The sequence below is a fragment of the Streptomyces sp. NPDC043738 genome, assembly GCF_056436545.1.
Genome location: NZ_JBWKCJ010000003.1, coordinates 311,028 through 331,247, shown reverse-complemented (window position 1 = coordinate 331,247; position 20,220 = coordinate 311,028). Strand labels below are relative to the sequence as shown.

General features: G+C 72.0%; 20 protein-coding genes and 1 pseudogene. 8 read left to right on the top strand and 13 right to left on the bottom strand.

Features of this window, described 5'->3' with window-relative positions:
* Nucleotides 1–69: 69 nt before the first annotated feature.
* Entirely contained in the window at nt 70–426 is a 357-nt protein-coding gene (locus AC0680_RS06925; protein ID WP_478625603.1) for a hypothetical protein, read from the bottom strand.
* A gap of 154 nt (nt 427–580) precedes the next feature.
* Nucleotides 581–1,150: a PadR family transcriptional regulator gene (locus AC0680_RS06920; RefSeq protein ID WP_478625602.1), complete on the bottom strand. Its 570-nt coding sequence runs from the start codon at nt 1,148–1,150 to the stop codon at nt 581–583.
* Between the two features lie 89 nt (nt 1,151–1,239).
* On the opposite strand from AC0680_RS06920, the gene AC0680_RS06915 reads away from it, so the two are divergent.
* Nucleotides 1,240–1,692, top strand: coding sequence for a nuclear transport factor 2 family protein (locus AC0680_RS06915; RefSeq protein ID WP_478625600.1), 453 nt, complete (start codon nt 1,240–1,242; stop codon nt 1,690–1,692).
* 70 nt (nt 1,693–1,762) lie between these two features.
* Here AC0680_RS06915 and AC0680_RS06910 read toward each other — a convergent pair whose 3' ends face one another.
* Nucleotides 1,763–1,969 carry a ferredoxin gene (locus AC0680_RS06910; protein ID WP_384424548.1) on the bottom strand — a complete coding sequence of 69 codons (207 nt, stop codon included), beginning with the start codon at nt 1,967–1,969 and terminating at the stop codon, nt 1,763–1,765.
* A 185-nt stretch (nt 1,970–2,154) separates the two neighbouring features.
* On the bottom strand, nt 2,155–3,393 hold the full coding sequence (locus AC0680_RS06905; protein ID WP_478625598.1) for a cytochrome P450: 1,239 nt from the start codon (nt 3,391–3,393) through the stop codon (nt 2,155–2,157).
* A 280-nt stretch (nt 3,394–3,673) separates the two neighbouring features.
* Between AC0680_RS06905 and AC0680_RS06900 the strand changes: the two genes are divergently transcribed.
* Nucleotides 3,674–4,183: a MarR family winged helix-turn-helix transcriptional regulator gene (locus AC0680_RS06900; protein WP_478625597.1), complete on the top strand. Its 510-nt coding sequence runs from the start codon at nt 3,674–3,676 to the stop codon at nt 4,181–4,183.
* A gap of 49 nt (nt 4,184–4,232) precedes the next feature.
* On the opposite strand, the gene AC0680_RS06895 is transcribed toward AC0680_RS06900, so the two are convergent.
* From AC0680_RS06895 to AC0680_RS06875, 5 genes are all read right to left on the bottom strand, one after another.
* Nucleotides 4,233–5,378, bottom strand: a complete 1,146-nt coding sequence (locus tag AC0680_RS06895; RefSeq protein ID WP_478625595.1) for a flotillin family protein — start codon at nt 5,376–5,378, stop codon at nt 4,233–4,235.
* Nucleotides 5,379–5,389: 11 nt separating this feature from the next.
* Entirely contained in the window at nt 5,390–5,641 is a 252-nt protein-coding gene (locus AC0680_RS06890; protein ID WP_478625593.1) for a hypothetical protein, read from the bottom strand.
* A 168-nt stretch (nt 5,642–5,809) separates the two neighbouring features.
* On the bottom strand, nt 5,810–6,466 hold the full coding sequence (locus AC0680_RS06885) for a peroxiredoxin-like family protein (RefSeq protein ID WP_478625591.1): 657 nt from the start codon (nt 6,464–6,466) through the stop codon (nt 5,810–5,812).
* The gene (locus AC0680_RS06880) at nt 6,463–7,080 is read right to left on the bottom strand and encodes a TetR/AcrR family transcriptional regulator (protein WP_478625589.1); all 618 of its coding nucleotides are present in this window, start codon (nt 7,078–7,080) and stop codon (nt 6,463–6,465) included. The genes AC0680_RS06885 and AC0680_RS06880 overlap by 4 nt, the downstream gene beginning before the upstream one ends.
* A gap of 219 nt (nt 7,081–7,299) precedes the next feature.
* Entirely contained in the window at nt 7,300–7,758 is a 459-nt protein-coding gene (locus AC0680_RS06875) for a nuclear transport factor 2 family protein (RefSeq protein WP_478625587.1), read from the bottom strand.
* A 163-nt stretch (nt 7,759–7,921) separates the two neighbouring features.
* Here AC0680_RS06875 and AC0680_RS06870 point away from each other — a divergent pair, with 163 nt between their 5' ends.
* Together AC0680_RS06870 and AC0680_RS06865 are read left to right on the top strand one after the other, a co-directional pair.
* Entirely contained in the window at nt 7,922–8,506 is a 585-nt protein-coding gene (locus AC0680_RS06870) for a TetR/AcrR family transcriptional regulator (RefSeq protein ID WP_478625585.1), read from the top strand.
* A gap of 177 nt (nt 8,507–8,683) precedes the next feature.
* Nucleotides 8,684–9,052 (top strand): peptidoglycan-binding domain-containing protein, encoded by a 369-nt coding sequence (locus AC0680_RS06865; RefSeq protein ID WP_478625583.1) that lies wholly within the window; start codon nt 8,684–8,686, stop codon nt 9,050–9,052.
* 30 nt (nt 9,053–9,082) lie between these two features.
* On the opposite strand, the gene rocD is transcribed toward AC0680_RS06865, so the two are convergent.
* The 4 genes from rocD to AC0680_RS06845 all read right to left on the bottom strand — a co-directional run bounded on the left by rocD (nt 9,083) and on the right by AC0680_RS06845 (nt 13,444).
* Nucleotides 9,083–10,318 (bottom strand): ornithine--oxo-acid transaminase, encoded by a 1,236-nt coding sequence (rocD, locus tag AC0680_RS06860; protein ID WP_478625581.1) that lies wholly within the window; start codon nt 10,316–10,318, stop codon nt 9,083–9,085.
* Entirely contained in the window at nt 10,318–11,139 is an 822-nt protein-coding gene (ddaH, locus tag AC0680_RS06855) for a dimethylargininase (RefSeq protein WP_478625579.1), read from the bottom strand. Before ddaH ends, rocD begins: the two co-directional genes overlap by 1 nt.
* Nucleotides 11,140–11,293: 154 nt before the next feature.
* On the bottom strand, nt 11,294–11,800 hold the full coding sequence (locus AC0680_RS06850; protein WP_384424571.1) for an Lrp/AsnC family transcriptional regulator: 507 nt from the start codon (nt 11,798–11,800) through the stop codon (nt 11,294–11,296).
* 174 nt (nt 11,801–11,974) lie between these two features.
* Nucleotides 11,975–13,444 (bottom strand): amidohydrolase family protein, encoded by a 1,470-nt coding sequence (locus AC0680_RS06845; protein ID WP_478625576.1) that lies wholly within the window; start codon nt 13,442–13,444, stop codon nt 11,975–11,977.
* Between the two features lie 341 nt (nt 13,445–13,785).
* Here AC0680_RS06845 and AC0680_RS06840 point away from each other — a divergent pair.
* The 4 genes and pseudogenes from AC0680_RS06840 (at nt 13,786) to AC0680_RS06825 (ending at nt 20,173) form a co-directional block, all read left to right on the top strand.
* A pseudogene (locus tag AC0680_RS06840) lies at nt 13,786–14,673 on the top strand (ATP-grasp domain-containing protein).
* Nucleotides 14,670–15,569 (top strand): ATP-grasp domain-containing protein, encoded by a 900-nt coding sequence (locus tag AC0680_RS06835; protein WP_478625574.1) that lies wholly within the window; start codon nt 14,670–14,672, stop codon nt 15,567–15,569. The pseudogene AC0680_RS06840 and the gene AC0680_RS06835 overlap by 4 nt, the downstream one beginning before the upstream one ends.
* 90 nt (nt 15,570–15,659) lie before the next feature.
* Nucleotides 15,660–17,894, top strand: a complete 2,235-nt coding sequence (locus AC0680_RS06830) for a family 2 encapsulin nanocompartment cargo protein terpene cyclase (protein ID WP_478625572.1) — start codon at nt 15,660–15,662, stop codon at nt 17,892–17,894.
* A 167-nt stretch (nt 17,895–18,061) separates the two neighbouring features.
* A complete protein-coding gene (locus AC0680_RS06825) occupies nt 18,062–20,173 on the top strand; it encodes a nuclease-related domain-containing DEAD/DEAH box helicase (protein WP_478625569.1) in 2,112 nt (703 codons plus the stop codon).
* The last annotated feature ends 47 nt before the right edge of the window (nt 20,174–20,220 follow it).

Here is a 20,220-nt window from a genome sequence, read left to right as displayed (position 1 = left end):
CGTGCCTACCCCTGCCAGGACCACCCTCCGCTTCGGCCGGCCGCCGGCCGAAGCGGAGGATCTTTGCCGCTAGGAGAAGACCACCGAGCGGAGCTTCAGCCGCTCGGAGGCGTGGCCACCGTTCGGGCGGAGGGTGAAGTAGTCGCCGTCGCAGTGGGCGCCGGTGAAGACCGTGGCGGTGGAACCGGTGTGGTTGCGGGGCGAGTGCGCGGGCGGGAGGAATTCGTAGGCCACCTCGGGGAGGGTGAGGCACTGCCGGCTGGGCGGGTCGGTCAGCACGCCCAGGTGAGAGCCGCCGCCCAGGTCCTCGTAGACGTAGCTGAAGGTGCCGGTGGCGGCGGCGGCCGAGGAGGCGGGCAGGGACAGCGCGAGCGTGAGGGCGCCGAGGGCGGTGGCGGCGACGGTGGCGGCGCGGCGTAGACGCATGGGGACATTCCTTCCGATTCCGGTAACTCTGCGGAAGGGGGCTGCCCATGCGTGCGCCCGGTGATGTGGCCCGTCACACGAAGGGGTGCCGGCGAATCGATCCGTCGAGCGCTGTACGAGACGCCGGAACCCGCGTGGTCAACCGGTCGCCGGACTAGGGCTGTTGAGGGACGGTGCTGCGCTCCCTCAGGACGCCCGCGATCCGCTCGCACCAGTCCCGGGTCTCCCGTTCGAAGCCGAGGCCGCGCAGGCAGGTCAGATACGGGCCGATGCGCACGCCGTGGGCCAGGAACTCCGCCTCGTCCCGTTCGCCGCGCAGCCGGGCCAGCAGCTTCTCGAAGATCTCGACCTTGGCGGCGGCGGTCCGGGCCCGCTCGTCGAGCTGCTCGATCACCGGCGCGGCGTCGATCCGGTCCACGGCCTGCACCTTCACCAGCAGATCGTCGCGGATGAACGACGGCTTGGAGGTGGCCGCCGCGAACCGCTCCAGCTCGGCCAGGCCCTCGTCGGTGACATGGAACAGCCGCTTGTTGGGCCGGGTCTCCTGCACCACCTGCCGGCCGCCGACCAGCCCCGCCGCCTCCAGCCTGGTCAGCTCGGCGTAGAGCTGCTGCGGCAGCGCGTGCCAGAAGTTGGCGACGCCGACGTCGAACGCCTTGGCCAGCTGGTATCCGCTGTACTCGCCGTCCAGCAGTGCCGCCAGTACCGCGTGCTTGAGAGCCATCGCCCCGGGTCGCCCCTTCCCCGCTCTTCCCATACTCAAGAATATGACTAATCATATCCGTGACTAAGAAGCGGCGAGAGGGGACAACCATGGCGACGGTGGCGCGGACCGCGCAGGCCACTGCGGAGCGGTTCAAGGCGGCGGTGGAAGCGGGCGAACTCGGCGCGGTGGAGGAGCTGTTCACCGAGGACATCCGCCTGTACAGCCCGGTGAAGTTCACGCCCTTCGAAGGGCGGCCGATGGTCCTCGGGCTGTTCGGGGTGCTGCTGCGCACCTTCGAGGACTTCCATTACGTGGGCGAGCTGGCCGGCAGCGCGCAGACGGCGGCCGGGGCGGCGGCCGGCCCCGCCGATTCGAAGATCCTGATCTTCCGGGCGACCGTGCGCGGCAAGCAGATCCACGGCATCGATCTGCTGCAGTTCGACGAGGCGGGCCTGATCAAGGAGTTCACGGTGATGGTGCGTCCCCAGTCCGCGGTGCAGGTGCTGGGGGAGGCGGTGCTGGACGGCCTGGTCGCCGCCGGGCTGGCGCCGCGGCCGTAGCTCCCGCGCCGGGCGGGGGCCTCGGTGGCGACGCCGGTGTGCGCGCCGGTCCGAGGCCCCCGCGGGCGGCTCACACCCGCTCGGTCTGCTCCGTCGAGATCGCGGCCGCCGGGCAGAGGGCGGCCGCCTCGCGTACCGCGTCGTGCAGCTCGGCCGGCGGTTCGGCGTCGACGAGGACGACGATGCCGTCCTCGTCGCGCTGGTCGAACACGTCGGGTGCCGAGAGCACACAGCTTCCGGCGCCGCAGCACTTGTCCTGGTCGATGTGGACGCGCATGGTTCTCCCCGTAGGTGGGTGGCGGGTGGTGGGTGGTGGTGCTGGGCCTTCGGGTGCCAGGGTGGCGAGTGGCGCGGAGGGACGTCGAGAGCCGGGGGTCCGGTTCCGGCGTCAGGCTCCGGCCACCGGGTTCCGGGCATTCCGGTTACGGGTTTCCGGTTGACGCCAGGGGTCCCGTGGCTCGTTCACCAGGCGACGGGGAGTGCGTGCACCCCGTAGATCCCCATGTCGTGGCGGAACGGGACGTCCTCGAAGGGGACGGCCAGTCGCAGGTCCGGCAGCCGGCGCAGCAGGGTCTCGAGGGCGATCTGCAGTTCGACCCGGGCCAGCGGCTGCCCCAGGCACTGGTGGACGCCGAAGCCGAAGGCGACATGGCGGCGGGCGTCGCGGCCGACGTCGAGCGCGTCGCCGCCGGGGAAGGCGTCCTCGTCGCGGTTGGCGGTGTTGATCGTGCACAGCACGCCCTCGCCGGCGCGGATGGTGGCGCCGCCGATGGTGATGTCCTCGGTGGCGACCCGCGGCAGGCCGTTGTGGACGATCGTCAGATAGCGCAGCAGCTCCTCGACGGCGCCCTTGATCAGCGACGGGTCCTCGCGCAGCCGCGCCAGCTGGTCGGGGTTGCGCAGCAGGGTGAGGGTGGACAGTGCGGTCATGTTCGCGGTGGTCTCATGGCCGGCGATCAGCAACAGCCGCCCCATGGAGGCGATCTGGAGGGCGTCGAGCTCGCCGCGGTCGACCAGCCGGCTGACGATTCCGCCGTCCGGTGACCGCCGCTTGGACTCGGTCAGCTCACACAGATAGTGCTCCAGGTCCGCCTGCGCGGTGCGCACGTCCTCGGCCGCCGAGCCGAGATTGAGCATGATCCGGCTGCGCTCCTGGAAGAAGTCGTGGTCCTCGTAGGGGACGCCGAGCAGCAGGCAGATGACCAGGGACGGCAGCGGCAGCGCGAACTCGGCCACGAGGTCGGCCGAGTCGCGGCCCTCGGTCATCCGGTCCAGCAGTTCGTCGGCGATGCGCTGCACCTCGGGGCGCATCGCCTCCATCTTCTTGATCATGAAGTCGGCGGTGAGCATCCGGCGCTGCCGTGCGTGCTCGGGGTCGTCCGTGCGGATGAAGGCCGGGGACTTGGTGAACAACTCCCGTGCGCCGGCGGTGAGGAAGGGGAAGCCCGGACGGGTCGCGTCGGCGCTGAACCGCGGGTCGCCGAGCACCGCTCGTACGTCCTCGTACCGGGTCACCAGCCAGCAGGAGGAGCCGTCCCACAGCGTCGCCCGGGTGACGGGTTCCTCCCGGCGGGCGCGCTCGACGCCGGGTGCCGGGTCGAAGGGGCAGCCGCCGGCCCGGGAGGCCGGGAGGGTGAGGGCGGCGGGGCCCTCACCCGGGCCGGCGTCGCGCTGCGCCTCGGTGCGTTGTGCGGTCGTCATGCGGCTGGTCCTTCCGCGATCGGGACACGGCACTGCCGTGGTGAACGGTGTGCGGGTGGCGCCACTCCTCGACGGTCAGCTGCGGCTGCGGGGCGATGGGTCGACGTAATTAGTTACCTAAGTTAAGCAACTAAGTGACGCCACGTTAACTCACCCCGAGCAGGGCCGTGAAGGGGCGTTCACGGCCGCCGTGAGGTTGGCTCAAAGCGAGCGGGCAGGCGTACGGAGCGTGCACGGAGCATCCCGTTCCCGTGGTCACCGGGGCGGTTAAAGTGCCTGCATGCCGGAGCCCGGAAGAGACCAGGACCCCACCGCCGCACTGCAAAGAGTGCTGGCCACGCTGTCCTACCTGCTCACCCGGTCCCGGGCGCACGAACGCCAGGCGGCCAGGGCGGGCGTCACTGCGGCCCGCTCCGACCTGTGGCTGCTGATGGCCCTGGAGGACAGCGGAGGGGTCAGCAGGGTCGGCGACCTGGCCGACCTGCTGATGGTCGAACCCCCTCATGTCACCCGACAGATAGGCCGGTTGGAGTCCCAGAACCTGGTCGAACGCACCCCGGACTCGGCCGACCGGCGCGCCCGCCAGGTCGCCATCACCCCGCACGGCAAGGCCGTCCTGAAGCGCCTCCAGCACACGAGCCAGGCCGGTCTGAACGAGGCGCTCGACGGCTTCGACGACACCGATATCGCCACCACCGTCGCCGTCCTCGACCACCTGGTCGCCTGGGCCCGCCACCGGCACGCACAGGAGGAACGGCAGCAGGGGCGGGGCGGCACGGACACGCCCTGAGGCCGGATCCGGTGTCGCCGCATCGCGGGCTACGCGTTCTCGGCGCTTGCTACTCGATCTCGACGCGGCCGCTGGGGGCCTGGCCGTTGGGGGAAGCGGCGGTGTCGGTCTTGTCGGGGGCGCCGAGGTTGCGGCGGACGGAGTCGAGGATGGTCAGTCCCTGGCCGACCAGGCCGGCGGCGATCTCGCCGAGGCCGTCGGTGCCGTTGAGGACGTTGACGTTGGCGTTGGCCAGGCCCGCGGAGGCCTCCTTGACGATCTGCGGGAGCTGGTCGATGAGCATCCGGTCCAGGGCGACCCGGTCGTAGGAGGCGGCGGCCTCGGCCTGGATCTTCATGCGCTCGGCCTCGGCCATGGCCAGCAGCTTGATGCGCTCGGCCTCGGCTTCGGCGGGCTTGACCACCTCGGCGACCAGTTCCTGCTGACGCAGCCGGGCCCGGCGCTCGGCCAGCTCGGTCTGCGCGGCGAGGACTTCCTGCTGCGCGTGCGCCTGGGCGAGCGGGCCGGCCTGGGCGGCGTGCGCCTGGGCGCGGTCCACCTCGGCGGAGTACTCGGCCTGGACCACGGCGGTCTGCCGGGAGTATTCGGCCTGATTGCGCGCGGCCTCCTGCTGCGCCTCGACCGATGCCTGGGTGGCCTGGGCCTGCGCGATCTGCGCCTGGCGCTGGATGGCCGCCTTGTGCGGGGCGGACATCGCCTCGATGTAGCCGGTGTCGCCGTCGTCGATCGACTGGATCTGGAGGGAGTCGACGATCAGGCCGATCTTGGCCATCTCGGTCTTGGAGGTCTCCAGGACCTCGGTGGCCAGCTTCTGCCGCTCGGTGACGATCTCCTCGACCGTCATCGAACCGATGATGGAGCGCAGATGACCGGCGAAGATGCGGCCGGTGAGGATCGACATCTGGTCCTGGTCGGACAGGAAGCGCTGACCGGCGTTGACGATGCTCTCGGTGTCGTTGCCGACCTTGAAGGCGATCACGGCGCGGACCGTGAGGGTGATGCCCTGCCGGGTCACGCACCGCTCGGCCACCTCGGCCTCACACATCGCCAGGGTCAGAAAGCGGACCTTGCGGAAGACCGGGAGCACGAACTTGCCGTGGCCGGTCACCACTCGAAACGGCGCGCCCCCCTGTCCACGCCTGCCACCCGAGATCAGCATGGCTTGATCGGGGGAGGGAACGCGGTAACCGAACATCTGGTGTCTCCTCAACGGGCGTCGCCGGCGTCGCCGGTCAACGCGTCCAATGGATCGGCCCACTCCATGACGTCGACCTGGCGATGGCCACGGGACTCGGTCACGAGCACGGTCGCCCCTACCGGAAGGGGCTGGGCGGACCAGGCGAGAAAGGCCTCCGACCCGCCTCTGATCCGCACCAGGACCTCACCGGGGCCGGCAGCCCCGCGAGTGCCGATCAGCAGCACTCCCGTACAGCCGATCACGGCATCGTCCTGTGCCATCGGCGGCTGTCCTCCCCCGTAACGTTCCTGGAAAAACGACCATAGCGCCCTGGCGCGCGGGGGCCTATGGGGGGATGGCGGCGAGTTGGGGTGCCGGTTCGCGGTGCGCCGCCGGGGCATCCCCGCGCGTCAAATCGCCGTCAGGGAACGGCCGGAACTCCGGCGGAATCAGTGTGCGGAGGGTAGTGCGTCGAGGGCGGCGAGGATGTCGGAGGGCTCGGCGCGGGCGACGTAGTCGGTGTCTATGAAGGCCCAGCGGATGGTGCCGTCGCGGTCGATGACGTAGGTGGCGGGCACCGGGAGTGTGCGGGGATGGCCGCCGTTGACGCGCTGCAGGTCGAAGCCGAAGGAGTCGTAGACGGCGGCCAGCTCGTCGGTCAGGTCGAAGGCGAGGCCGTACTGCTCGGCGGTGTCCGAGCCGACGTCGCTGAGGACGTCGAAGGCCAGGGAGTGCTTCTCGGCGAGGGTGAGGGACTCGTCGGGGATCTGGGGCGATACGGCCACCAGGTGGGCGCCGCGGGCGGTGATCTCGCCGTGGTGCTGCTGGAGGGCGCGCAGGGCCAGGTTGCAGAAGGGGCACCAGGCGCCGCGGTAGAAGGTGAGCACGACGGGGCCGGTGGACAGGAGGGTGTCCAGGCTGACGGTTTCGCCGGTGGCGGTGGGCAGGTGGAAGCCGGGGGCCGTGTCGCCGACCTGCCGGGCCTTGGCCGCCCGGCCCGACGCGGCGAGATCGCGGCCGGCGCGCTCCATCACGGCGCGGGCGGCGGCGGGGAGTTCGGGGTAGCCGGCGCGGAAGAAGGCGGTGAGTTCGTCGTTGAGGCTCATGGGCGGGTCTGCTCCTGGGGTGAGGGTCGGGCGCGCAGCGGGGTGAGGGCGGCGGTCACCGTGTCGGTCAGGGCCTGTGCGTCGGCGCCCGCGCGGGAGCGCAGATTGACGCCGTACGCGAGGGTCGCCAGCACCGCGGCGGCGTCGTCGAGGTCGGTGGACGGCTGGAGTTGGTCGAGTTCGGCCGCGGATTCCAGGGCGGATCGCATGGCCGACTGGAGCGCACCGTGATGCTCTTCGAGCAGGCCGCGGACAGCGGGATCGGCGCACTCGGGACCGGCGTAGGCGTTGGTGACCATGCAGCCCCAGCCGGCGACCGGCCCGGCGCAGCGGATGCCGATCAGTCCGCTGAAGAACTCCTCGACGGCGGTCAGGCCCGAGCCCGCCGACGACAGCCGGGCGAAGGCCGGCGCCGAGTGCCGCTCTATATAGCGGCCCAGCGCCGCGGCGTAGAGGCCGTCCTTGTTGCCGAAGGTCGCGTAGAGGCTGGAGCGGCTGACTCCGGTCGCGGTCACCAGGGCCTGGATTCCGGTGGTGGGCAGGCCCTGGCGCCAGAAGATCTGGAGGGCGTCGTCGAGCACGATGTCGGGGTTGAAGTGTTTGATGTCGGGCATGGCGGCCTGCTCGTCTCGCGCTGCGGAGTCCTGCCGCAACTCATCTTGGAACGGTTGTTCCAAGATACTCCGACTCGGCCCGCATGCAAGGGAGTTGAGGCATCCGCTGTGGATAACTTCCGGAGCCGGCGCCTCCGGAAGTCTGCGAGGCCGGCCCCTTGGCGCCGGGTGCGGCAGGGGTCGGCCGTGGCGGGTGCGGCGCCGGCGCCGGGCGAGCGGTCAGTGGAAGGGCAGGGGGTGGCCCCGCTGCTCCTCGGGTCGCGGGCCGAAGATCCGCCGCTCCGCCGCCGTGATCGCGACATCGTGGATGCCGGCCTCCCGGCGGCGCATCAGCCCCTCCTCGTCGAACTCCCACAGCTCGTTGCCGTAGCTGCGCCACCACTGGCCGTCCGCGTCGCGGCTCTCGTACTGGAAGCGCACCGCGATGCGGTTGCCGCTGTAGGACCACAGCTCCTTGCGCAGTGCGTAGTCCAGCTCCCGGGACCACTTCCGGCGCAGGAAGGCCACGATCTCGTCCCGGCCGGTGAGGAAGGTGTCGCGGTTCCGCCAGACCGAGTCCTCGGTGTAGGCGAGGGCGACCCGCTCCGGGTCGCGGGTGTTCCAGGCGTCCTCGGCCGCCTGTACCTTCCGCAGTGCGCTCGGCTCGTCGAACGGGGGGAACGGGGGGCGTGGTGCCATGGCGGGCTCCCTGGCTCGGTGGGGCTGTCCCGGCGGGGGCGTCGCGACCCGCGGCGGAGCTGTCCCGGCGTGAGGGAGAACGATCGTTCTCCCCCTGGTCGGCTAGTGTAGAGAACGCGCGTTCTCCTGGAAAGCCGCGCCGAAGAAGAGCCACGGAGGTGTCATGGACCACGACGAGGCCCGCGCACAGGCCCGCACGCGGATACTCGACGCCGCGGAGAAGCTGTTCTACGACCGCGGGATCCAGGCCGTCGGCATGGACGAACTCCGCACCGCCGCCGGGGTGTCGCTCAAGCGCCTCTACCAGTGCTTCCCCGCCAAGCACGACCTCGTCGAGGCGTATCTGCGCCGACGCGACGAGCGCTGGCGGGCCGCCCTCGCCGCCTACGTCACCGAGCACGCCGACGCCCCCGCGAACCGGCCGCTCGCGGTCTTCGACTGGCTGCACGACTGGTTCTCGGCGCCGGACTTCCGCGGCTGCGCGTTCCTCAACGCGTTCGGCGAGCTGGGGGCCGTCTCCGACGGGGTCGGCCAGGTCGCCCGGGAGCACAAGCGGGCGCTGCTGTCTTACCTGACCGGGCTGGTCCAGGCCGTTCCGGTCCGCCAGCCCTCCCCTCTGGCGGACCAGTTGGCTCTCCTGGTCGACGGCGCGATCACCACCGCCGCGGTCTCGGGCGAGCCCGACGCGGCCCGGCACGCCCGCGCCGCCGCCGAGAGCCTGCTGGCGGCGTGCGCTGCCCGGACGTAGCCACGCGGCCGCGCCGTCACTCATAGGGACGGATTCCGCGGGGCCCGCGCATGGCCGGGCGCCGCGCGGGCCAAACCTGTCTGCGGCTGCCGCGCCGCCCGGCCGGTCCCACCGGGCCCGTCGGGCAAGACGGTCCGCACGGCAGGCACGGTGCTCGAAGGAGAAGGAGAACTTCCGATGCCCAGGGGTCCGCGTACCTGCGCCGCCGTCCTTTCCGTGGCGGCCGGCCTGCTGCTGGCCACGGCACCCGCCGCCCACGCCGTCGCCCCGGCCGCCTCCCCGTACCCCGCCGCAGCACCGCAGCAAGTCCGCGGCCACTGCGGCTACTACGACGGTCAGGCCACCACCCGGCGCGGCGACTCGGGCGACGGGGTCAGGGAGGTCCAGTGCCTGATCAACTACTGGAGCGGCCGCAGCGTGCTGGACGGCGACGGCGACTTCGGTCCGCAGACCGAGAGCTGGGTGGCGCACTTCCAGGACGTGCACGGCCTCCTGGCCGACGGGGTCGTCGGTCCCCAGACCTGGAAGGCCCTGCGCGCCGCCTAGGAGGCCGCACCGGCCCCACCCGCTTCGTTCCTAGGCCAGCACCCGCTCCAGACTGGCCAGCGCCGACGCCAGCTCCTCGCCGGTGATGGTCAGCGGCGGGGCGAGCCGGATCGTCGAGCCATGGGTGTCCTTGACCAGGACGCCCTCCTTGAGCAGGCGTTCGCTGATCTCGCGGCCGGTCCCCAGGGCGGGGTCGACGTCGACGCCGGCCCACAGGCCGCGGGCGCGGAAGCCGGTCACGCCCTTGCCGACCAGGCCGGCCAGGCCGGTACGCAGGACCTCGCCCAGGTCGGCCGCGCGACGCTGGAACTCGCCGGTGGCCAGCAACTCGACGACGGCCGAACCGACCGCCGCCGCCAGCGGGTTGCCGCCGAACGTCGAGCCGTGCTGGCCGGGACCCAGCACACCGAGCACCTCGCGGCGGGCGACGACCGCGGAGACCGGGACGATGCCGCCGCCGAGCGCCTTGCCGAGCAGCAGGACGTCGGGGACGACGGACTCGTGCTCGACGGCCAGGGTGGTGCCGGTGCGGCCCAGGCCGGACTGGATCTCGTCGGCGATGAGCAGGCACCCGGCCCGCCGGGTCAGCTCGCGTACGCCGGTGAGGTAGCCGTCGTCGGGGATGACCACGCCCGCCTCGCCCTGGATGGGCTCGATCAGCACCGCGGCCGTGGTCTCGTCGACGGCCGCTTCCATGGCGGCGAGGTCGTTGTACGGGACGGTGCGGAAGCCGGGGGCGAAGGGGCCGAAGCCGACCCGGGCCGTCGCGTCGTCGGAGAAGCCGACGATCGTGGTCGTACGGCCGTGGAAGTTGCCGCCGGCCACCACGATCGTTGCCTGGTCGGCGGGGACGCCCTTGACGTCGTACGCCCACTTGCGGGCGACCTTGATCCCGCTCTCCACCGCCTCGGCCCCGGTGTTCATCGGCAGCACCATGTCCAGGCCGGTCAGCTCGGCCAGGCCCTCGGCGAATCCGGCGAGCTGGTCGTTGTGGAACGCCCGGGAGGTGAGGGTGAGCTGGTCGAGCTGGCGGTGCGCGGCCTCGACGAGGTCCGGGTGGCGGTGGCCGAAGTTGAGCGCCGAGTAGCCGGCCAGCATGTCGAGGTAGCGGCGGCCTTCGACGTCCTCGACCCAGACGCCCTCGGCGCGCGCGACGACCACGGGCAGCGGGTGGTAGTTGTGCGCCAGGACCGGTCCCTCGGCGTCGATCAGCTCGGCGGACGAACGGGGCGCGCCTACACGGAGGGTGCGGGTGGGAGCAGTCATCAACGGATCTCCTGGGTGCAGCACTTGATGCCGCCGCCGGCCTTGTGGAACTCCGACAGGTCGACGGGGACGGGGACGTAGCCGCGGGCGGTGAGCTGGTCGATCAGGCCGGTGGCCTGCGGGGCGATGAAGACATGGCGGCCGTCGGAGACCGAGTTCAGGCCGAAGGCCATGGCGTCGTCCCGGGTCGCGGTCACCGCCTCCGGGAAGAGCCGTGCGAGCACCTCGCGGGACCCCGGCGAGAACGCCCCCGGGTAGTACGCGATGTTCTGCTCCCCGTCGTCTCCACCGAGGACGAAGAGCGCGGTGTCCAGGTGGTAGAAGTGCGGGTCGACCAGCTGGAGGCTGATGGTCGGTACGCCGAAGAACTCCTGCACCTCCCGATGGGCGGCCCGTGTCGTGCGAAAGCCGGTGCCGGCCAGCAGGAAGCGGCCCGCCGGGACCAGGTCGCCCTCGCCCTCGCACACGGACTCCGGCCGGTAGACGTCGAACCCGGCGGCCTTGAACCAGGTCTCGTACGCGGTGGACTCCGGCCGCCGCTCGGGCGCGTGGAAGTGCGAGCCGAAGACCCGCCCCTCCATGACGACCGCCGAATTCGCCGCGAACACCATGTCCGGCAGACCCGGAACCGGAGGCACGGACTCCACCGTGTGCCCGTACTCGCGGTAGGCCTCGGTCAGCGTCGTCCACTGGCGGCTCGCGAGGGCCGGGTCGACCGGCACGTCCGCCCGCATCCAGGGATTGATGGCGTAGCGCACGTCGAAGTGCCGGGGCTCGCAGACCAGATAGCGCCGGGGGCTCGGCGCACGACTCGTCGGCACAGAAATATCCCTCCGCTTTCCGTGAGGACATGCGGGAATGACCAGTTGTCACTGATCGTCACCCGCGGTGCACTCCACGGTAAGAAGGGACCCATTCCGGTCACAAGAAACGAATGCTGCTCATCCACGCAGGAATGCTGCGTCCAGCGGCCCGCTACGGCCGGTTTGCTGCGTCACCCTCCGTCGAGGGCCGGCTCGCGCCCGCCTCCGGGCTGTCGGGCAGCAGGTGGGACAGCACCATGTAGCTGATCGTCTTGCGGATGAACGGCTCGGTCCGGATCCGCTCCAGCACCTCCTCGAAGTGCTCGACGTCCCGCGCCCGTACGTGCAGCAGCGCATCGGCGCCCCCGGTGACGGTCATCGCCGCCGCGATCTCCGGATGGTTGCGCACCACCTCGGCGAGCCGCCGGGGCGGCGCCGCGCTGTCGCAGTACACCTCGACGTACGCCTCGGTCAGCCACCCCAGCGCGGCCGGCCGCACGGTCGCGCTGAACCCCGTGATCACGTTGTTCTCCCGCAGCCGGTCCACCCGCCGCTTGACCGCCGTGGACGACAGCCCGACCGCCGCCCCGATCTCCGCGAAGCTGGCCCGTGCGTTGTCGATCAGCGCCGCCATGATCTTGCGGTCGAGGTCGTCGAAGGGCGCGGCCTTGCTGGTCACTGAAACCTCCCGATCCATCCCGGTCCCGCTCCGGCGCGGGCGCCTCACGCTAGCGGTACCAGGCGCGGTGACGAGGCATCCCCGGTCGGGTACGGCGATCCCGTGACGCCGACATCGATGCAGGTCACTCGGGGTGGCGTGGTGTCGCGGCAAGGCCGCTCCCCAGGGCCGGCGCTAAGCCGGCTCCACCCGTTGGAGCTTGGCGCGGCGTACGACCTCCGGGCCCACCTTCGCCGCGCGGGCGACCAGGGCAGGGCCGTCCCAGTCCGGCGGCCAGCCGTGCCACAGGCGCAGCTTGCCGCCCACGACGACCGCGGCGATCTGGTCGCGGTTCGCCAGGCGGACGAGTTCCCACCGCAGGTCGTAGGAGGGTGTGAGCTCGGGGACACGGAGGTCGACGACGAGGAAGTCGGCGGCCTTGCCGACCGCGATCTCACCGGTCACCTTGCCCAGCCCGAGCGCGTCGGCGCTGCGTGCGGTCGCGTGCTCCAGCCACAGCCGCCCGGCCCCGCACACCGAGTCGCCCTCGGCCATGCCGTACGCCAGCCGCTGCGCGGTCTCCCCCGCGTCGAGCAGCCGGAAGCCGTCGGCGCGGGTCCCGTCGGTGCCCATGCCGAACCGCACGCCCATCGCGGCCAGCATGGTCGCCTGTGCGACGCCGTTGCCCTTCCAGGCGCTGGCCACCGGGTTGTAGCTGATCGCGGCACCGGAGTCGGCCAGCAGCCGCATCTCCGCGGGGGTCAGCAGGGTGGCGTGCGCGCCCAGGGTGTGCGGGCCCAGTGCGCCGATGTGGTGCAGATGGCCGAGGGGGCGCCGGCCGACGCTCTTCAACGAGCGCTCCACGGAGGCGAGGTGCTCGTTGACGTGCACCTGCAGCACCGCGCCGGCCTCGGCGCACAGGTCCGCGGTCTTCTTGATGACCTCCGCGGGCGCGTCCTCGGGCACGGCGATCGCCAGCGAGGGGTGGATGAGCGGATGCCCGTCCCACCGCGCCAGGTGCTCCGGACCGCCCGTCCCGCTGGAGACGATCTTCGACAGTACGCAGCGGATCCCGGCCTCCTCCGTGCCCCTGGCGATCGCCCGGACATCGACCGGCGCACGGGTCCCGGCGTCGGCGACGGTGGTGAAGCCGCCGCGCAGCGCCTCCAACGCGGCTAGTTTCGCCGAGAGATAGGCGCTCTCCTCGTCCAGCGCGTGCTCCAGCGGCTCCCAGATCGTCTTGAAGATCTCCGACGGCTGGCCGAACGACTGGGCCTTGCCGAAGCTCTGGGTCAGGTGGTGGTGCGCGTCCACGAATCCCGGCATCAGCAAGTGGCCGTCCAGGCGCACCGGTTCAAGGCCGGGGTGCGCGGCGATGAGCCGTTCGGCCGGTCCGATCGTGCGGAACTTCCCGCCGTCCACGAGCACGGCCCGGCCTCGCACCGGCCCGTCCGACAGGAGCAGCACCTCGGGTACGAGCAGCTGCCGTGTGCCGCGGAAGTGCGCGGGCCGCGGACCGCCGCCCGGTCCGTGCTTCGCCGCGTCGTCGTACCGGGTCGCGGCCTGCGCGGTGCCCGCACCGCCGACGCCGGACGCGCCGATGAATCCGCCCACGCCGGCCAGAAACCCTCGTCGGCCGTAGCCGCTTCGCTGTTCGTTCGCCAACCCGCTCGCCTGCTTCCCGTACTTCGGTACTCGCCTACCGCTCGTCGATGCGTCCCCGGGGTGGCCTGACCCTAGAACCGCCCGCGAAGCGGAACAAGGGTTCCGGCATGCGGGATTTGAAAATCGGGGGCGCGGGTGGCGGAAGTCCTGCGGGCGCCTGCCGCGCCCCTGGTCAGGGCGTGTGGGCGGGGCGTGCCAGGTGGCGTAATGCGGCTGAAACGTCAGTCGGAGCCGGGTGCGTGGGCCACCCGGCTCGTCCGGTTGGTCACGTGGGATCCTGGTACGTCGTGGATCTGCCGGACGGACGGTGGACGGACGTGCGGCGAAGACGAGGATGCCCGATGAGACTCTGCTTCCTGGTGGAGGAGCAGTACCGCGACGACGGCATGCCGCTGGACGTGATCCGTCAACTCGGCGTCTGGGGCCACCAGGTGGATGTGCTGCGGCCCGGCAGTTCACTGATCCCGCTGTCCCGGGCGGTGCGGGCGGGCAGCCATGACGCCTGGGTCCTCAAGACCGTCTCCGGCGGGCCGGGGCTGTCCCTGCTCGAGGCCGCCGCCTCCGTCGGGCTGACGACGGTGAACGACGTCCGGGCCATCCGGGGCGTACGGGACAAGGCGCTGGCCGCGGTGATCGCCCGCGGCAGCGGGCTGCCGGTCCCGGTGACGTATGCCGCGGCCCGGGCGGCGGACTTCGCGGAGATACCCGAGGCCGAGTACCCGCTCGTGGTCAAGCCGGCCGACGGCAGCTCGGGGCGCGCGGTCCGGCTGGTCGAGACGCCGGACCGGCTGACCGGCCCGGGCGCCGGGCCGGCCGACGGCGGCCTGCTCATCGCCCAGCCCTACGTCCCCAACTCCGGTTCCGACCTCAAGGTCTACTGCGTCGCCGGTGAGCTGTACGCGACCGAGCGGTGCTCACCGCTGCACCCCGGCCGCGCCGTACAAGAACGCTAGGTCCCGCTCACCCCCGAGGTCGCCCGGATCGCTCAGGAGGTCGGCGCGGTCTTCGGCCTCGACCTGTACGGCGTCGACGTGCTGCTGGGGCCGGCCGGGCCGGTGGTCGTCGACATCAACGACTTCCCCAGCTTCCGCCAGGTGCCGGACGCCGTCGCCCGGGTGTCCGCCGCCATAGTGCGGCTCGCCCGTGAAGGGGCCGGGCGGCCGGTGGTCCCCCCGTCGAGGGTCTCCTCGACCGCGGCCCCGCTGGCGGCGATCGGCGGCGACCGGTGAGGGTCGGCCTGATCACCGCCGATCCGCGGCACCCGCTGCTGGCCGCGGTCACCGCACTGCTGACGCCGCATCACCAGGTGGCACACCTGGGCGCCGGGGAGGAGGCCCACGGCGGCGACCGGGACGCGCCGCCGCCCGACGTCTGCCTGCTCAAGGCGCGTACGCCGCGGGCCCTGGCCCTGGCCGCCCGCCTGGAGGGGCGCGGTGTGCCCGTGGTCAACTCCATGGCAGCGACGGCGCGTTGCCAGGACCGGGTGGTCATGGCGGAGCTGGCGCGCGCGACCGGGCTGCCGTTCGCGCGGACCGCCTTCGTGCCCACGCTGGGGCAGCTGGCCGACGCCGGGGAGCCGGCCACCCCTCTGGTGATCAAGAGTCGGCACAGCCGGCGCCATGACCTGGTGGCGCGGGCGGACAGCGCCCGGCAGCTGCGACAGCTCGCCGTCGACTGGGCCGAAGAGCCGGTGGTCGTCCAGGAGTTCACCACGAACAGCGGCTGGGACCGCAAACTGTGGGTGGTCGACGGGCGGCTCTTCGCCGCGCTGCGCCGCTCGGAGCTGGCCCCGGGCGGCCGGGGGCCGACCCGGCCGCTGCCGCCGGACGAACTCCCCGCGGGCTGGGCGGAATCCGCGCTGAGGGTCGGCGAGGTCTTCGGACTGGAGGTCTACGGCGTGGACCTGCTCGACGCCGGTGCGGGCAGGCCCGTGATCGTCGACGTCAACGCCTTCCCCGGCATCCGCGGCCAGGCCGGCGCCCCGGAGGCACTGGCGGCGCTCACCCTCCGTGCTGCGGCGCGAACCGTAAGGAGAGCGCCAGAGGTGAGCACGGAACGATCATCCGTGGACGGTGATCGAACCCAAGCGGCGCCGAGCCGGAACCTCCCGCTCCACAAGGACTGACGCACCGACACCCGGGGTAGCGCTGGCCCCGTCAGGGGGGCGTGCTGCGCCGCGCCTTCCTTCCGTACGTATGGGGAGAGGCCAGCAACGGTGACACAGCCATTCGAACTGCCCAACTTCTATACGCCCTATCCGGCGCGGCTGAACCCGCATCTGGAGGCGGCGCGTACGCACTCCAAGAAGTGGGCCCGCGACATGGGGATGCTGGAGGGCTCGGGCATCTGGGAGGAGAAGGACCTCGACGCCCACGACTACGCCCTGCTGTGCGCGTACACCCACCCGGACTGCGACGCGGACGCGCTCTCGCTGGTGACCGACTGGTACGTCTGGGTCTTCTTCTTCGACGACCACTTCCTGGAGAAGTTCAAGCGGACGCTGGACCGGGAGGGCGGCAAGGAGTACCTCGACCGGCTGCCCGCCTTCATGCCGATGGACGACTCCGCGGACGTGCCCGAGCCGGTCAACCCGGTCGAGGCGGGCCTGGCCGACCTGTGGGCGCGCACCGTTCCGCACATGTCGATGGACTGGCGCAGGCGGTTCGCCGAGAGCACCGAGCATCTGCTCAACGAATCGCTGTGGGAACTGTCCAACATCAACATTCACCGGGTGCCCAACCCCGTCGAGTACATCGAGATGCGCCGCAAGGTCGGCGGCGCCCCCTGGTCGGCGGGCCTGGTGGAGTACGCGACCGGGGCCGAGGTCCCGTCGGCGGTCGCCGGATCCCGGCCGCTGCGGGTGCTCAAGGACACCTTCTCCGACGGCGTCCACCTGCGCAACGACCTGTTCTCCTACCAGCGGGAGACGGAGGAGGAGGGCGAGCTGAGCAACGGCGTCCTGGTGCTGGAGACGTTCTTGGGCTGCACCACCCAGGAGGCCGCCGACTCCGTCAACGACCTGATCACCTCGCGGCTGCAGCAGTTCGAGAACACGGTGGTCGTCGAACTGCCCGCGCTGTTCCTGGAGAAGGGCCTGGACCCGAAGTCGTGCGCGGACGTGCTGGCGTACGCCAAGGGCCTGCAGGACTGGCAGTCCGGCGGCCACGAGTGGCACATGCGCTCCAGCCGCTACATGAACGGCGGCGGCGCGGCGGCCGGCTCGAAAGCGCCCTGGTCGCCGTTCTCCGCCGGCGGCCTGGGCACCTCGGCGGCGGACCTCAAGACCGCACTGACCACGGCGGCCGCGCACCGCATCCGCAGTTACACCCACGTCCCGCACCAAGAGGTCGGGCCGTCCCGCATCCCCGACATCCACATGCCGTTCACCACCACCCTCAGCCCGCACCTGGAGGGCGCCCGCCGCCGGCTCGTCGACTGGGCGCACCGGATGGGCATCCTCCAGCCGCAGCCGGGTGTGCCGCTCTCCGACGTCTGGGACGAGCCCGCGATCATCCGCTACGACCTGCCGCTGTGCGCGGCCGGCATCCACCCCGACGCCACGCCGGAGCAACTCGACCTGACCTCCGGCTGGCTGGCCTGGGGCACCTACGCGGACGACTACTACCCGCAGGTCTTCGGCCGCCCCCGCGACATCGCCGCCGCCAAGGTCTGCACCGAGCGGCTGTCGGCCTTCATGCCGCTCGACCTGGGCCCCACCCCGGAGCCGCTCAACGCCCTGGAACGCGGCCTGTTGGACCTGTGGACGCGTACCGCCGGGCCGATGACCCCGCAAGCCCGCGAGGCGTTCCGTGCGGCCGTCGACACGATGACCGCCAGCTGGCTCTGGGAGATCGACAACCAGGTCCAGAACCGCATCCCCGACCCGGTCGACTACATCGAGATGCGCCGCGCCACCTTCGGCTCCGACCTCACCATGGCCCTCAGCCGCATCGGCCACGGCCGGCAGGTCCCCCCGGAGATCTACCGCACCGGCACGCTGCGCTCACTGGAGAACTCCGCCGCCGACTTCGCCTGCCTGATGAACGACGTCTTCTCCTACCAGAAGGAGATCGAGTACGAGGGCGAGGTCCACAACGGCATCCTGGTCGTCCAGACCTTCTTCGACTGCGACTACCCGACCGCGCTGGCCATCGTCAACGACCTCATGACCTCCCGTATGCGCGAGTTCCAGCACGTAGCCGCCAAGGAACTCCCCGTCGTCTACGACGACTTCGAGCTCTCCGCCGAGGCCCGCGCGGCGCTCGACGGCTATGTGCGCGAGCTGGAGCACTGGATGGCCGGCATCCTCATCTGGCACCGGGACTGCCTGCGCTACGCCGAGCCCGAGCTGCGCCATCCGCCGGGCTCCCCGGGCTGGCTGGGCGCGCCGTCGGGGCTGGGGACGTCGGCGGCCCGGCTCTTCCAGCGCTCCCTCGCCGGCGTCGGATAGGCCGCCGGACCGGCCGGGCGCCGGGCCGTCGGGCCCGTAGGCCCACCGTCTACGGGCCCCGGGCCATGCCCCCTGTGCTCCTCCCGTGCGCACTACCACGTCATCTGCCACCGACCTATGGTTCATGGCCCCCGCGGGCGCGGGGGCCGGCGGTGAGGGGGCGAGCGATGGCAGCAGCGGGTGCGGCGGCAGGTTCGGCGGGCGGTTCGGCCTCCCGGCGGGCGCAGGAAGCCCGCAGGCAGGAGCGCGTGTTACGCGAGCAGTGGCGGGCGGCCCGGCAGCAGGCCGAACGCTGGGAGGCGGCGAGCGAGGGGGAGCGCCGGGTGGCCGCGCAGCTGCTGATGCTGACCGAGCGCGGCTGGCGGCTGCTGGTGGACCGGCGCTGGCCGGGCACCCGCGCGGCCAATGTGGACATGCTGCTGATCGGCCCCGGCGGCGTCTTCGTCATCGACGTCAAGAACTGGAGGGCCGCGCCCGAGCCTTCGGGCGGACGGCTGCGGGCCGGCGGGTTCTCCCGCGACGAGCACCGGCGCAAACTGCTCGCGGTCACCAAGGCGGCCGAGGTCGCGGTGGCGTCCCTGGGGATGTCCCCGGTGGCGGTGCGGCCGCTGATGGCCTTCGCCGGGCAGCGGGTCGACGCCGAGCTGGGCCGGGTACGGCTGCTGGGCGAGCACGAGATCGGCCCCGCGCTGCTGTCGGAGCGCACCCGGCTGCCCGCGGCCTCGGTCCGCGCCCTCACCGAGCATCTGGGGCGGGTCTTCCCCGAGTACGAGGACCCGGCCGGCGACCGGCCCGCCCGCACCGCTGCCCGCCCGCCCGAGCCCGAGGCCGACGGCCTCTTCGACCTCGAAGGGCTCCGCGAGGCCGCGCTGGACGAGGCGCGCCGGGCCCCCATCGAGCAGTGGATGAGCTTCCTGGACCCCGACCAGCTCGCACTGGTGCGCCGCAACTGGGCCGGCCCCGCCCGGATCAGCGGCCCGGCCGGCACCGGCAAGACGGTGGTGGGGCTGCACCGCGCGGCCCACCTCGCCCAGCGCACCGGCGGCCGCGTCCTGTACGCCACCTTCGCCAACAACCTGCCCCGAGTGCAGGCCACCTTCCTCAAGGCCATGGCTCCGGCGGTCGCCGACCGGATCGACTTCCGCAGCCTGCACTCCTGGGCACAGGAGTACCTCCACGGCCGCGGCGTGCCCGTCCGCCTGCACCGGGACAAGGCCGAGACGGCCTTCAGCCTCGCCTGGAAGCACGTCGGCCGGGACAGCTGTCTGGCCGAGATCGACCCGCTGCCCCGCTACTGGCGAGAGGAGATCGACTACGTCATCAAGGGCCGCGGCATCACCTCCTTCGACGAGTACGCCGCGCTCACCCGCCGTCGCCGCCGGGCCGCCCTGCGCCGCCCGCACCGGCAGGCCGTCTGGGCCCTGTACGAGGCGTACGAGGCCGAGCGCACCGAGCGCGCGGTGCACGACTTCAACGACGTCCTCTCCCTCGCGCTCGCGGAGGCGGCCGGCCGCACCCACCACTGCGGGTACACGGCCGTCGTCGTGGACGAGGTCCAGGACCTCACGCTCGTCGGGGTCCGACTGCTGCACGCCCTGGTCGGCGACAGCTCCAACGGACTGCTGCTCATCGGCGACGGGCAGCAGTCGGTCTACCCCGGCGGGTTCCGGCTCTCCGACGCCGGCATCGACATCCGCGGCGACCGGGGGCAGGTGTTGCGCGCCAACTACCGCAACAGCAAGGAGATCGTGGACACCGCGCTCTGCGTGGTCGCCGAGGACGCCTTCGAGGACCTCGACGGGCTGCGCACACCGGGCCGCCGGGACGTGGACCTGACCTACCATCACGGCCGGGTGCAGCGGGCCGCACTGCCCACCGCGGCCGGACACGACCGGGCACTGCTGGCCGCCCTGCACGCCCTGACCCCGCAGGAGCTGGCCGACTCCGCCGTCCTGTGCTCCTCCAAGCGCGCCATCGAGCGCTACCTGCGCCTGCTCACCCGCGCGGGCATCGGGGTCTGCGCGCTGGAGCAGTACGACGGGAACCCGTCCGAAGGGGTGAAGCTCGGCAGCTACCGTCGCGCCAAGGGCCTCGAATTCAAGCGCGTCTACCTGCCTCGTTACGACGCCGCCCTGCCGCCCGAGACCAAGCAGGACACCGTGGCGAGCGGCGCCGAAACCGCCCGCGAGCGCGGGGAGCTGGCCCGCAGTCAGCTCTTTGTGGCGATGACCAGGGCGCGGGATGTGCTGTGGCTGGGAAGCGTCACGGGGGCCGGGTGAATATCCGATTCGTGGTGAATAGTCCCATATGATATGTGGAACCTTCC